This is a genomic window from Kitasatospora setae KM-6054, from assembly GCF_000269985.1.
In the GTDB taxonomy this organism is placed as follows: domain Bacteria; phylum Actinomycetota; class Actinomycetes; order Streptomycetales; family Streptomycetaceae; genus Kitasatospora; species Kitasatospora setae.
In genome coordinates this window covers 4,532,075-4,545,259 of the sequence record NC_016109.1, presented here as the reverse complement: position 1 = coordinate 4,545,259, position 13,185 = coordinate 4,532,075, and the positions used below count along the sequence as shown (strand labels likewise).

Annotated in this window: 12 protein-coding genes and 1 pseudogene; 1 reads left to right on the top strand and 12 read right to left on the bottom strand. The window is 73.7% G+C overall.

From position 1 onward, the window contains the following. Positions 1-4 precede the first annotated feature (4 nt). The 3 genes and pseudogenes from KSE_RS20150 to KSE_RS44850 form a co-directional block, all read right to left on the bottom strand. Positions 5-1,198 (bottom strand): ROK family transcriptional regulator, encoded by a 1,194-nt coding sequence (locus KSE_RS20150; RefSeq protein ID WP_014137182.1) that lies wholly within the window; start codon positions 1,196-1,198, stop codon positions 5-7. A gap of 154 nt (positions 1,199-1,352) precedes the next feature. Next, on the bottom strand, positions 1,353-2,192 hold the full coding sequence (locus tag KSE_RS44855) for a chitosanase (RefSeq protein WP_231873393.1): 840 nt from the start codon (positions 2,190-2,192) through the stop codon (positions 1,353-1,355). Between the two features lie 51 nt (positions 2,193-2,243). Beyond that, positions 2,244-2,654 (bottom strand): annotated as a pseudogene (locus tag KSE_RS44850) (discoidin domain-containing protein); the annotation flags it as partial. Positions 2,655-2,942: 288 nt separating this feature from the next. On the opposite strand from KSE_RS44850, the gene KSE_RS20140 reads away from it, so the two are divergent. Then, positions 2,943-3,752: an HAD family hydrolase gene (locus KSE_RS20140; RefSeq protein WP_014137180.1), complete on the top strand. Its 810-nt coding sequence runs from the start codon at positions 2,943-2,945 to the stop codon at positions 3,750-3,752. A 274-nt stretch (positions 3,753-4,026) separates the two neighbouring features. Here KSE_RS20140 and KSE_RS20135 read toward each other — a convergent pair whose 3' ends face one another. From KSE_RS20135 to KSE_RS42235, 9 genes are all read right to left on the bottom strand, one after another. After that, positions 4,027-4,827, bottom strand: coding sequence for a class I SAM-dependent methyltransferase (locus tag KSE_RS20135; RefSeq protein WP_014137179.1), 801 nt, complete (start codon positions 4,825-4,827; stop codon positions 4,027-4,029). A 43-nt stretch (positions 4,828-4,870) separates the two neighbouring features. Continuing rightward, positions 4,871-5,734 (bottom strand): phytanoyl-CoA dioxygenase family protein, encoded by an 864-nt coding sequence (locus KSE_RS20130; protein WP_014137178.1) that lies wholly within the window; start codon positions 5,732-5,734, stop codon positions 4,871-4,873. After that, positions 5,731-7,881: a phosphoketolase family protein gene (locus KSE_RS20125; RefSeq protein WP_014137177.1), complete on the bottom strand. Its 2,151-nt coding sequence runs from the start codon at positions 7,879-7,881 to the stop codon at positions 5,731-5,733. Before KSE_RS20125 ends, KSE_RS20130 begins: the two co-directional genes overlap by 4 nt. Beyond that, a complete protein-coding gene (locus KSE_RS20120; RefSeq protein WP_014137176.1) occupies positions 7,878-8,996 on the bottom strand; it encodes a nucleotidyl cyclase domain-containing protein in 1,119 nt (372 codons plus the stop codon). Before KSE_RS20120 ends, KSE_RS20125 begins: the two co-directional genes overlap by 4 nt. A gap of 30 nt (positions 8,997-9,026) precedes the next feature. Beyond that, entirely contained in the window at positions 9,027-9,740 is a 714-nt protein-coding gene (locus KSE_RS20115; RefSeq protein ID WP_081539511.1) for an HAD family hydrolase, read from the bottom strand. Further along, positions 9,737-10,936 (bottom strand): enolase C-terminal domain-like protein, encoded by a 1,200-nt coding sequence (locus KSE_RS20110; RefSeq protein WP_014137174.1) that lies wholly within the window; start codon positions 10,934-10,936, stop codon positions 9,737-9,739. The genes KSE_RS20115 and KSE_RS20110 overlap by 4 nt, the downstream gene beginning before the upstream one ends. After that, positions 10,936-12,000: a hypothetical protein gene (locus KSE_RS20105; RefSeq protein ID WP_014137173.1), complete on the bottom strand. Its 1,065-nt coding sequence runs from the start codon at positions 11,998-12,000 to the stop codon at positions 10,936-10,938. The genes KSE_RS20110 and KSE_RS20105 overlap by 1 nt, the downstream gene beginning before the upstream one ends. Positions 12,001-12,097: 97 nt before the next feature. Beyond that, positions 12,098-12,526, bottom strand: a complete 429-nt coding sequence (locus KSE_RS20100; RefSeq protein ID WP_033257655.1) for an ATP-binding protein — start codon at positions 12,524-12,526, stop codon at positions 12,098-12,100. Positions 12,527-12,718: 192 nt separating this feature from the next. Beyond that, the gene (locus KSE_RS42235) at positions 12,719-13,171 is read right to left on the bottom strand and encodes a DUF6221 family protein (RefSeq protein WP_148283125.1); all 453 of its coding nucleotides are present in this window, start codon (positions 13,169-13,171) and stop codon (positions 12,719-12,721) included. Positions 13,172-13,185: the final 14 nt, after the last annotated feature.

Here is a 13,185-nt window from a genome sequence, read left to right as displayed (position 1 = left end):
CGGGTCAGTGGGTGCTGAAGAGGGCGTCCCGGGCGGTGGTCAGCGCGCGTTGCAGGGCGCCGGTCAGGACGGGCGGCCCCGGCACGGCGGACAGCCGCACCTCCGGCCGCGGGATGGACGTCCGGCCCAGGGCGTCCTGGACCAGCTCCCGCAGGGGCTCGCCGCCCGCGGTCAGGGTGCCGCCGGAGAGGACGACCAGCTCCGGGTCGACCACCGAGGCGATCACCGCCAGCCCGACCGCCAGCCGCTCGGCCAGCTCCGCCAGGAAGCCCTCGCCGCCGGGGGCGGTCAGCGCCCCGGCGACCGCCTGCGCGGCGTCGGTGCCGGGCAGCCCGTGCTTGCGGGCCAGCGCCAGCACGGCCGGTCCGCCGGCCAGGTCCTGGAACCCGCCGGAGGGGGTCCGGCGGGCGGTCAACGACACCGGCGGGGCGTCCGGCACCGGCATGTAGCCGACCTCGCCCGCACCCCCGGTGAAACCCCGGTGGGGCCGGCCGGCCAGCACGACCGCCGCGCCGATGCCCTCCTCGGCCCACAGCAGCACGAAGTCCTCGCGGCCCGCCGCCGCCCCGCCGGCCTGCTCCGCCACGGCGGCCAGGTTCACGTCGTTCTCGAACGAGACCCCGGCGGCGACGGCCTCGGCGAGTTCCGCCGCCAGTCGCGGCGAGTGCCAGCCGGGCAGGTGCGAGGCGTAGCGGAGCTTCCCGGTCACCGGGTCCGGCGCGCCGCCGATCCCGACCACCACCTCGCGCAGCGCGCCCGGCGCCAGCCCGGCCCGGCGCACCGCCTCGGCGACCGCCTCCGCGGTCCGCGCCACGGTCTCCGCGGCCGGCCGGCCCCGGGTCGGCACGTGGTGCTCGGCCAGGACCGCGCCGGTGATGTCGGCCACCGCGACCCGGGTCCCGGTGCTGGTGACGTCCAGCCCCGCGACGTGTCCGGCCGCCGGGTCGACCTGGTAGAGCTGGGCGTTGGGCCCCGGCCGCCCGGCCATGGTGCCGACCGGCATCACCAGTCCGACCGCCTCCAGCCGGGCCAGCAGCAGCGAGGCGGTGGGCTTCGAGAGCCCGGTCAGGCTGCCGAGCTGGGCCCGGGAGAGCGGGCCGTTCGCCAGCAGCAGCTCCAGCGCCGCGCGGTCGTTGATGGCCCGCAGCAGGCTCGGCGTACCGGCCTGCGGGGGGCGGGGCGGCTTTCGGGTGGTCATGCGTCGGCCCTCCTCCGCGACTGCCGGGATCGAATGTTAGGAAAGTTTCCAAACAATGGATGGGACTGTCAACGGCGGAGACCCGTTCGTTACCGCGGGCCCCGCCCCGGGGCTCCCGGCGGCCGCCACCGGACGGCCGCCGGGAGCCGCCGGCTCAGGAGGTGATGCTGTAGGGCTCGCCGTAGACGCTCCAGGTCAGCGGCGTGTGCAGGTCGAAGTTGCCCTCGTTGAGGAACTTCCGCTGCTCGGTGCTGACCCGGGTGGTGTCGCTGTGCGCCGCCTCCTTGCGCATCTCCGCCTCGCGCGCGTCGAGGAAGGCGTTCAGCCAGGTGGTCTCGTTGCCGCCCTGCGCCGGGGGCTTGGCCTTGGCCAGGGCCGCCGACCGGATCGAGGCGAGCCCGTCCGGGCCGTGCATGACGGCCGCGTCGTAGTACGCGAACTGGCCGAGCGCGCGCAGCCCGTCCTTCTTCGCCTGGGCGACGGCCGGGTTGAAGTACACCCGGTCCCGCTCCGACTCCTGGGTCTGGGTGAAGACCGGGTCGGTGGCGGCCTGCTTCCAGGCCGCCGGGAAGCCCGGGTCGAGGCCCTGGTGCGAGTCGGTGCCGTTGACCGAGCGGAGCGCCGGCAGGTAGGAGGCCAGCACGTTGCCCGGCTTCTTGGCGGTGTACGCCTCGACCAGGTCGAGCATGTCGCCGGTGCCGGAGCAGAAGCCGATGATGCCGGCGGTGTAGCCGCGGCCGTCCTTGATGTCCTCGATGTAGGAGAACTGGGCGCGCCAGTCGAGCGAGGAGTTCTCCGCGCTGGAGACCAGCTTCATGGCGATCTCCTTCTTCGCCGGGTCGTCCAGGTTGACGCCGCCGGTCGGCGGCGTGGTCGACGACGAGGCGCTCGGCGAGGGGGAGGCCGTGGGCGACGCCGACGCGGAGGCGGAGGCGGTCGGCGAGGGCGAGGCGGTGCTACCCCCGCCGGTGCCGTACGCCTCGACCTCCCACAGCGAGTAGCCGTAGGCGGTGCCGCGCTGGGTGCCGTAGACCCGCAGGTAGCGGCCGGTGCCGCTGACCGCGAGGTCGTCGGTGCCGCCGTCGCCGCTGCTGGTGGAGTAGACCTGCCGCCAGGTGGAGCCGTCGTCGGAGAGCTCGACGCGGTACGCCTTGGCGTACGCGGCCTCCCACTTGAGCACGACCCGGTCGACGGCGGTGCCGGCGCCCAGGTCGATCCGGATCCACTGGTTGTCGACGCCCTCGGTGCTGGACCAGCGGGTGGTGCCGGAGCCGTCGACGGCCTTCGCGCCGCTGTAGCCGCTGGCCTCGGTGGAGGAGACGGTGACCGGCTTGTTCAGCGCGAGGTTGGTGCCGGCGGCGGTGGCCGGCGACAGGCCGCCGATCGCGACGGCGAGCAGACCGCCGGCGACGGCGACCGCGACGGCGGTGCCGCGCTTGCTTCCGATGAAGGACATGCCACTCCTCATGTGGGGGACGGGATGGGCGTGCACTCACTCCATTGATTAAGAAACTTTCCTAATCAATGGGGAGCGAGCGTAGGGCCAGGCCGCGACGTCCGCAATCCCCCCGCGCCAACCGGCCTGCGGCCGGGGCGAGTCGGCGCCCGGGTCGCTTGACAGGCCGTCCGGGCCCGCCCATGATGACCGACCATCAGGAAGCCTTCCTGTTAGTCGAGCCCGCCCCGAACGGAGCCCCCGCCGATGGCACCCCGCCGATGACACCCCGCCGATGACACACCGCCGATGACACACCGTCCGCCCAGGCTGGTCGCCACCGACCTCGACGGCACCGTCGTGCGCAGCGACCGCACCGTCTCGCCCCGGACCGTCGCCGCCTTCGCCCGGGTCGAACGGGCCGGCGGCCGCTTCGTCCTGGTGACCGGGCGGCCGCCCCGGCTGATGGGCCCGATCGCCGCGGCGTTCGGCGGCCGCGGCACCGCGATCTGCTCCAACGGCGCCTTCGGCTACGACCTGCGCACCGGCACCGTGACGGCCGAACGCGCCATCCCGGCACCGGCCCTCGCCGAGGCGGCGGCCCGGCTGCGCGCCGCCGCGCCGGGCATCGGCCTCGCGGTCGAGTACGCCCACGAGCTGGCCGCCGACCACGCGTACGAGCCGGGCGAGTGGGACGCCGACCTGACCGTCCGGCGGGTCCCCGACGCCGAACTGTTCGGCCGCCCCGCGCCGAAGCTGATCGGCCGCCACCCCGCACTGGACGCCGACGCGCTGCTGGCCCTGGCCCGCCCGGCGCTCGACGGGCTGGTGAGCGCCTACCACTCCAACGGGGACCGGCTGGTGGAGGCCGTCGCGGCGGGCGTCAGCAAGGCCGCCGCGCTGGACGAGCTGGCCGCCCGCGCGGGCATCGCCGCGGCGGAGGCGGTCGCCTTCGGGGACATGCCCAACGACCTCCCGATGCTGGCCTGGGCCGGCACCTCCTACGCGGTCGCCAACGCCCACCCCGCCGTCCTCGCCGCCGCGGACCGGGTGATCGGCGGCCACGACGAGGACGGCGTGGCGGAGGTCCTGGAACGGCTCTTCCCCGCCACGCCCTGAGCCCCGTCCGCCCGTTCTGCCACCCGCCGCGCCGCCCGCTCCGCCACCCGTTGTGGGCGGGCGCCGAAGATGACAGTTGACAAGCACCCTGACCTGGGCCCTGTCATCTTGCTTCCGTCAAGTGGCTCCCCTGATGAGCCGACCCAAATGACAGCCCCCCGGCCCTCGGTCCCTGGCCACCGACGTTGGACTCCGATTCGGAAGACGCGCTTCGCAAGCCGGCGGTCACGCTCTTGGCCATCTCCGCCTCGTTCGTCCTGGTTCCCGGCATCGGTCAGGGCCGGGTGGCGATGATCGCTTCGGTGCGGATGCGTTCGTCGAAGCGGCCCTCCGGGCTGAACGCGACGAGGGCCTCGCGCAGGTCGTACTCGAACGCGTCCTTCTGGTCGCCGAGTTGGGCCGGACTGCTGTAGCTGTAGGAGAACTGCAGGCCGACGACCTCGTCCAGTGTACGAGGGAGGGTGCGGTCCCAGTGGGCGGTCTCGATCTCGGAGAACGGGGAGCGGGCGACGACGTCCTGGTGGCGCTCCTTGGGGTGGCTGTAGGTGCTGGAGCCGGCCCGGCGTTCGGGACCGAGGTAGCGGGTGCGGACCTCGGCGATCACCTCCAGCCAGGGGGCGGGTTCGACGTCGCCGGGGGCCCCGCCGGAGGCCAGGACGACGGCCCCGCCGGGGGCGATGAGGTGGTCGAGGTCCTTGAGGAGCTGGTCGCGGTCGGTCCAGTGGAACGCGGCGCCCATCACGGTCAGCAGGACCTGGCCGAGGTCGAGGGTGTGCAGGGTGGTGGAGTCGCCCTGGAGCCAGGTGATGTTGGTGGTGTCCTCGGCGTCGGCAAGTTTGCGGCCTTCGGCGAGCATGCCGGGTTCGGGGTCGACGGCGACGACCTCGCCGACCAGGCGGGCGAGCGGGAGGGCGAGGACGCCGGTGCCGGTGCCCAGGTCCAGGACGCGCTGGGTGCCGTCGAGGGCGAACTTCTCCTTCAGCAGGCCGTAGAGCTCCGGGTCGTAGCCGGGCCGGAACTTCGCGTAGTAGGGGGCGGTGGAGGCGAACAGCTCGCTGGGCGTGTAGGCGGTCATGGTCACCAGTCTTTCGCGGACGCGGGTGCGGTTCGGGTGGTTTTCAGGAGGAATGCGCGGGTGTCTGGTTGACGCGGTCCCACCACTGCTGGACGGCCCGGGCGCCGGCGCCTTCGTGGGTGACCGAGCCGTCCTCGTTGCGGTCGGGGGCGCCCAGCAGCTGGCGCTCGACGTCGCCCAGATCGGTGCGTTCGCGCAGGTGCAGGGCGGGGTCGTCGAGGTCGGCGAGCCAGCGGTAGCCGTACTGCATCATCACCGCGAGGCGGGGGCGGCCGGAGGTGTTGAGGCCGCCGGCGTGCCAGGTGCGGTTCTCGAACAGGAGGACGTCCAGGGGGCCGAGGTCGGGGGTGATCGCGCGGGGCGGGTCGATGGCGCCCTGGGGGACGCTGACCGGGCCGGGGTCGTGGCTGCTGCCGGGCAGGACCATGGTCAGGCCGGCGTCGGGGGTGATGTCGCTGAGGTAGTAGGCGGCCTTGATCGCGAACCTCGGGATCTTCTCCCGGCCGAGGTCGCGGGTGGCGGCGGCCATGTCCCGGTGCCAGCCGTGCCGGGCGGGGACGCGGATGGTGCGCTTCCCGCCGGGCGGGATGGACGGCATGAAGATCAGGTTGCTGGACATCAGGTGCAGGTTCGGGCTGAGCAGGCCGACGATCGTGGGCAGGACGGCCGGATTGGCGACCAGCGGCAGGAAGACGTCGTCCATGGCGACGACGCCGCGGAAGCCGTCCTTGCCATCGGTGCTGCGGTCCCGGCCGGCGGTCCGGTCGCCGGCCAGCAGCCGCAGGCTCGCCTCGGCGAGCTTCTCCCGCAGTTCGGGGCTGATGGCGTCGCGCAGGATCAGGTAGCCGTCGCGATCGAACGCGGCGAGCCGGTCCGGGTCGGGCGGGGCCGGAAGGGGGCGGGTCATCGGCGGTTCTCCTCGATGAGTCGGGTCGCGCGGGCGGACAGCGCCGGGGCGGACAGGTCGGCGTGCTCCAGCAGCCGGTCGTTGCTGGCGGGGCGGCCGGGGTCGCGGTAGCCGACCACGTGGAAGCGCTCGGCCTCGCCGCGGGCCGCGAGCAGGGCCCGGACGGCGCCGGGGAAGGTGGGGACGGCCAGCAGGACCGGGCAGTTGTCGCCGAACAGCTCGGTGAACGCCTGCCGGGTCAGCGCGGCCGGCCAGGTTCCGGCCGGGCCGAGGACGGTGAGGTCGTTGATGTGCAGGTATCGAATCGTCGTGGCGGCCCGGGTGCGGCGGAGGGCGCTTGCGGCGTCGGCGAGTTGACGGGCCGGGATGTCCCCGGCGGAGGCCAGGACCAGGTCCGGTCGGCCTGGGCCGAAGGACAGGTGGGACCAGATCGCGGCCCCGCGGCTGAGCTCGTCGCGGAACGGGCCGGGCGGGAAGCTCACCCCGCCGTGCTTGTCGGTGATCAGGAAGTTGACGCGGTCGCGGCTGGCGAGCATCGCCGCGAGGACGGCGGCGGCCCGGGTGGCGTCGGCGGGGGTGTAGACGTGCACCGACGGGTCTTCGAGTTCGAGCATCGCCGAGGCCAGGCCGGGGTTCTGGTGAGTGTAGGTGTTGCGCCAGCCGAGCGAGGTGATCAGGTAGTTCACCGAGGGCAGGTTCGCGTGCCCGGCCGCGTAACGCAGGTTGCGGTGCTTGAGGTGCTGGACGAGCAGGCTGGTGTTGACTGGGGCGAACGCCTCGTAGGTCGCCAGCAGGGCGTCCCGGCCGGTCTCGGTGTAGCCCTGGAGCCAGGCATGGCAGATCTCCTCGTTGAGGATCTCCACCGCCCAGTCGGGAGTGCTGCCGTCCAGGTCGAGGCGGAGCCGGTTGGAGGCGATCTCGTCCGGGCTGAACAACCGGAACCCGGGATGCTCGGCCCGGGCCCGCAGGACCGCGCTGACGTCCGCCCGACTCCGCTGCGGCCCGGTCCCGAGCCGAACCGCCGGCTGGGCGACGGGCGGCTTGAGCGCGGGGCCCGGCAGTGCCTGGCGGACCAGGTCGGCCGGGCGGCCCTGGGCGGTCAGCAGCTCGGCCGGCCGGTAGGAGGCGAGCCAGTCGGCGAGGGCGGCGAACTCGGCGTCGTCCTCCAGCGGGCTGGCCAGCGGGGTCTTGTGGACGGCGGGTGTCCCGGCGATCTGCCGGCCCGCGACGTGCTCGGGGCCGGTGTGGCCCTTGGGCATGGTCAGCACCACCACCGGCTGCGGGCCCGCCTCGCCGAGCGGCCGGAGCATCGTGAACGCCTCGCCGAGCAGGCGCCGGAAGTCGGGCAGGTCGCTGCCGTCTGCGACCAGCGGCAGATAGCCGAGCCCGGTGAAGTAGGCGCCGATCTCCTCGCCGGTCAGGCCGACCAGCAGGGACGGGCCACCCATCCGCAAGCCGTTGGCCAGCACCACGGGCAGCACCGCCCCGTGCTCGCCGCTGCCCGCCAGGGCCCGGCGGGCGAGCCAGGCCGCCGCGGTGGCGCCGGTCTCCAGCTCGCCGTCGCCGATCAGCGGGACGACGAGGCGGTGCGGGGCGTCCAGGGCCATGCCCTGGGCGATGGCGAGCGCGGGGCCGAGCTGCCCGCCGGTGTGCCGGATGCCGGGGATCAGCGGGGTGATCTCGGAGCCGAACCGCTGGGCGTCGGGGAAGCTCGCGACCAGGGCCCGCAGGTCGGCCAGCGTCCAGGCGTCACTGCCGGCCTGGGGCAGGTTCTGGTTGAGGTAGGCGTGGGCGAGCGCGGACGGTCCGGCGTGTCCCGCGCCGTGCAGCACCAGCAGCTCGGAGTCGTCCGGCCGGTGGGCGGTGAGCGGGCCGAGGTGGGCGAGCAGGTAGTTCACCGGCGGGCAGACGCCCCAGTGGCCGCGCGGGGCGGCCTTGAGGTCCTCGTGCCGCAGCGGCCGGGCCAGGCGCGGGTTGTCCGCGAGATAGAGCTGGGCGGCGGACAGGTAGTTCAGGGCCCGCCAGTAGGCGTCGACGGCCTCATCCGGGACGGCGGCGCGGGCCTCGGCGGCGGCCCGTCCCCAGTCGGGCAGGCCGGCCCCGGCCTGGGCGGGACGGGGGTCGGTGGTGCTGAGGGCGGTGGTCACTTCGGGCTCCGGGTGCGGGCGGCGGCGACCGCGGCGGTGATGCGGTCGGTGCGGACCTGGGGGTCGGCGGACTCGGTGATCAGGTGGAGCATCTGGGCGCGTTCGTGGGCCGGAAGTGCCGACCAGTCGGCCCCGGCCTCCGTCAGGGCGGCGGCCAGGTCGTCGGGGACGCGGTGCGAGGTGGCCTCGCGGATTCCGCGCAGGACGAGGGGGACGCCCGCCCGGTCGGCCGGGCGCTCGACGGGAAGGGCGGCCTGGCCGGCGGCGGAGACGGCGACCAGGGTCCGGGCGCCGGTCTCGGGGAAGGTGACCCGAAGTCGGCGTCCGCGCAGGCCGGCCGGGCCCTGGCAGGGCAGCAGCAGGACGGGCCGGCCGCCCAGGCGGGAGGGTCGGGCTGTCACGTGCAGCACCCGGCCGGGCGCCGGCAGCGGCTGCAGCGTGCCGGCCGGGCCGGTGCCGGGGGCCTCTGTGACGGCGATGACGCCGCCTTCGGTCCCGGCGGTGCGGCGGGCGGCCTTGTGGGCGAACAGACAGCGGTCGACGGTGGCCAGCAGCCGGTCGGTGTAGGTGTGCTTCCAGGCGTTCCCCGCCCGGTCGGCGGGCAGGTGGCCGGGGCCTGCGACGGCGAGCGCGAAGGACACCCGGGTGGGCAGCACCTCGGCGAGCCGGTCGCGCAGGCCGCAGAGGGCCTGGTGGAAGGCCGCGGGGTCGTCGACGGCGGCGGCGATGATGACCTCGTCGCCGCCGAAGGTGGCCGCGCAGGCCGCCTCCCAGGGCTGGTCGCGGAACCAGGTGCGGGTGGTCGCCCCGAGGCGAGCCATGACCTGGTTCCCGGCCAGGTGCCCGAAGCTGGCCGCGTCCGTGGCGTTCGCCTGCTCGACGTGCTCCTTCAGCCCGTCGACGTCGCCGATCGCCAGGGCGACCAGGCCGCCCGACTCCAACTCGGCCGCGAGCGCGCGGGGGATGGAGCTGTGGAAGTCCGGGAAGGCGACCAGCCCGGTGAGCGGGTCCTCCCGGCTGCCGGTGCACCACTGGCGAAGCGGCATCGCCGACGGGTCGAAGTAGGGCACTGACGTGGCGAGCACGTCCGTGGTGGTGTTGGCGCTCTGGTCCATCGGTGGACCTCCCCCAAGGTGTGAGTGGGATCAGCTGCCGGCGGGCAGCAGGTGGCGGAGCGTGCGCAAGGTGCGGATCGTGACGGTCGGCGGCTCGGCCGGCTGCGGCAGCCGGGTGTCGCCTGGACGGTGCAGGTAGGCCGCGTGCCAGCCCGCCGCGACGGCCCCGGCGGCGTCCGCGAGGGCGGAGTCCCCGACGTGCAGCAGCTGGTGCGGATCCAGGCCGGAGATCGCCTCGACAGCGGCGAACGCGCCCGGCTCGGGCTTGCAGAAGCCGGTGTCGGCGGAGTGGACGACCGCGTCCAGCAGCGCGTGGAAGCCGGGCTCTGGGTCGGGGATCGAGCACCCGAGCGAGTTGGTCATCGCGAACAGAGCGAACCCGCGGGCCCGCAGCAGTTGCAGGGCCGCGAGTGCATCGGGGAACAGCTGCGGGGACGCCGCCCGGGTGCGGGCGCCCTCCAGCACCCGGTGCAGCGGCTCGAACGCCTCCGGGCGGCCGAAGTCGCGGGCGAGTTCTCCCGCGAGGTCGGCCGGGGTGACGCGGCGGCGCTTCGCGCGGCCCTTCATCACCTCCCGGGCCTCCTCCAGCGTGATTCCCAGGACGTGGGCGACCTGCCCGGTGGTCGGGTGGGTGTCGGTGACCAGCAGGGTGCCGCCCAGGTCGAAGCAGACCCCGCGGACCGGGGCCCAGAGCGCACTGCGCTCGGCCCCGGTCAAACGCGGCCGCGTCTGACGGCTGGTCATCGGCCCACCGACCAGACGGGATCGTCGCCGACGGTCAGCAGCCGTCCGGCCAGCCCCGGGCTGGTGCGGGCCGGGAGCCAACCGCCCTCAGCCGTCAGCGGCTGGTGGTGGATCTGCTGCCGCAGCGGCTCGACGGTCAGGTGGTATTCGACGGCCGGGATCTTGTCGCGGCAGCAGAGTGCGGCCAGCGCAAGCGCGGCGTCCAGGTGGGCCCCGTGCGGAAACACCGGGATGCCCAGGTCCGCGGCCGTCTCGACGGTGTGCAGAGCCCGCGCCAGGCCACCGCCCCAGCCCACGTCGACCTGCCAGACGTCCACCTGTCCGCCGGTCAGCAGCCTCGCCTGCTCGGCCTCGTCGACTGCGTGCTCGCCCGCCGCGAGCGGAACCCCGATGTGGACCGATCGCAGCCGCTGCCAGCCCCAGGAACTGGCCGGTACCAGTTCCTCCGCCCAGTGGACCCCGATGTCCGCGAGGACCGGCAGCAGGCGAAGCGCGTCGTCCAGGTGGCAGTGGCCAAGGCCGTCGACCATGAACGGCCCCTCCCCTGCGGCCTCCCGCAGCCGGCCCAGAACCTGGGCGACCGCGCGGGGCCCGGCGAGGATCAACTGCTTGGTCAGCGGCCACTTCTGGCCCCAGAACCCGGCCGCCGCGACCCAGGCCGCCGCCTCCGCCGCGTCCAGATGCGCGGGGTCCAGGCCGAGCGCGGACGCGTAGGCCGGGACGCGGGAGCGGACCTGCCCGCCGAGCAGGTCGACCACGCTCCGGCCGGCCGCGGCCGAGGCCAGGTCCCAGCAGGCCAGCTCGATCGCGGACGCGGCCTGCCGTGCGTGCGGGCCGCTCCGGTGGCGGCCGGTCGTCCTTCGGTAGGGCAGGCGGCGGTGCTCGGCGACGTCGTGACCGATCAGGCCGGCCGCGTGGTCGTCGCGAATCACCTGCAGCACCACTTCGCTGACCGGGCCGTGCCAGCCGAGCCCGCCGTCGGCGACCAGGCAGAGCGCGAACCGCTCGCGGTGCTCGGCCCACTGGGGCCCGGCCGGCTCGACCGCGACGGCCGCGATCTCCTTCGGCAGAGAGGCGGGCAGGCCCGGCGCCTGCGGGGGCAGGTGCCATGCCTGGACCTCCCGGATCACGGTGCCTGTCTCCCGGACCGGCCGGGCACCATTGCAGCGGGCCGCCTCGAGGGGGGTGGTGGCCATCAGATCCTCGCTCCGGTGAGCTCTTCCCCGGCGAAGGTGAAGCACCACGGGCTGCGGTAGTTCTGCCACCAGGCCGGCCGCAGCCCGGTGTCCACGAACAGCTCCTCGATGTTGCGACGCATCGTCAGGTGCCACTCGATCGTGTCGGAGCCGGGCGTGCGGTAGACGTCCATGAACGGGTTGTGGGCCTGGTAGGTCTGGAACCGGGGGAACGTCGTGGTGACGGGCACGAAGTGCTTGAGGTTCTCGACGGCCGGCTCGATCGGGTCCAGGCCGACGATGTAGGTGAAGTCGGTGGTGATCCTCCTGTCCTTCGCCGCCCCGAGGGCGGTGACCATCTGCCCGGGGGTGAGCTTGGCCTTGGACTCCTTGAGGATCTGGCGCCGCTCGGTGAAGCACTCGGCGGTCAGGGTCAGGTGGAACGGCCCCAGGTCGGCGGCGGCGTCCAGCCCGGCCTCGGCGGTCAGCACCGAGGACAGGAAGTGCAGGGTGCCGGTGCAGCCGTTAGCGCCCATCGCCGTACGGACTTCCGCCAGGTGCTCGAGCGCGAGGTGCTCATGGAGGAAGCAGCCGGTGCAGACCGTCACCGTCTCCACCGGTGTGAGGTCCTTCATGCCGGAGTTCGCGGCGAGCGCGCCGAGGTAGCCGGCCAGGTCGAGGGCTTTGATCTTCGGGTCGGAGGCGTCCTCGAGGGTGTTCGGGCAGAACACGCAACCGGTGCACTGGGAGCGGGCGTTGGAGTTGAGGGTGAGCATCTTCTTGCCGTTGCGCCAGTAGCCGAGCACGGCGTCGTCGTCCTCGATGCCGTCGACCTCGCCGACCTTCACCCCGCCCAGGCGGAGCTCGTGCTCGTCCAGCTCGAACGGGGAGTCCTGGCGGCCCAGGGACAGGATCAGGAACAGCGGGTCGGCGGGGCGGGAGTCCAGGCGGAGCCGGAAGCGCATGCGGGGCTTGGCCAGCGGCGAGCGGGCACCGCAGGCGTTCAGGGCGATCAGCAGCACGTCCTCGGTGTTGACGTTCCACTGCTTGGCCACCTTCTCCAGGTGGGCGACCGATTCGAGCATCTCTTGTCTCCGTCTCGCAGTCGTGTGCGGGCAGGACACGGCCAGGCCGGTCGGTGTCCGTGAGGAGCGGTCGTGCGAGGTGCGGCGGTACCGGAGTTCAGGCCGCGACTGCGGCCGCGGCCAGCGGCAGGCGGACCACGACCGCCTTGCCGCCGGTGGAGGCGTCGTCCACGACGTCGTGGCTGCCGTGGATCTCCTCGACCAGGCCCTTGACCAGGGCGAGCCCCCAGCCGCCCGCGCTGTGCGGGGCGGGCAGGGCCTTGGGCCGGCAGGGGTGGGCGTCCGCAACGGACACGGTCAACTCGCCCTCGTCCGCACTCAGTTCGATCGTCGCGGTCGGCGAGAGAAGAGCCGCATGCCGGACGACGTTCGTGACCAGCTCGCTGACGATCAGGCAGGACAGTTCCACCAGCTCGCCGTCCAGAGCCCAGCTCTCGAGGACGTTGCGGGTCTCCCTGCGGGCGAGCGGAACGTGCTCGGCGATCGGCAGGACCTGGAAGACGTGGCTCAACGCGTCGGCGGACATCGCAGTCCCTCCCTCCGGGCGACTCGGACGCCCTGTGATCACAGAAGGTAATGGACTGGACACGTTGCGGTGTTCACGGCTGTGAACACACTGCTCCGGGACAGCGGTCACGGGCCTTGTCGGCGAAGTCACCTGGTGAGACGTCAGAAGCAGGTGGCCGTCGAGCGCGATTGCGAGGGGTTCAGCGGCCGGTCAGAACTCACGGAGCGTCCAGGCGGGGTCGTAGTCGGGGTGGTTCTGGTAGGCCATGGCCAGTGCCCGGACGGCTTCCCGCAGGGCGGCCCAGCTCTCGGAGCCTGCCGGTGCCACCTCGGAGAGGTCGATGATCAGGCGGCGGGAGTCGATGTTGGTCCGGCCCCGGTTGGGGTGCCAGGTCTCAAGGTGGTCGGCGACGTGGCGCCAGGTCTGCACTACCTCGACGTCATGGTCATCGATGACCTTGCCGCTGCGGGGCGGGCGATGTCGCCAGGCGGTGCCGTCGCCCGAGGTGCCCTCCTCGTCCTCCTGGAGTCGGGCGTGCAGGAAGGCGGCGAGCGGGTCGTGCCGACGGTGCTCGTGGGGACGGGCTTCGAGTTCCGGTCCCAGTTGTGAGCGGTTGGGCGTGTGCTCGAGGCAGTAGGTCGGCCAGCCGGTCCGCCCGCGCATCAGCGTCCCTTCGC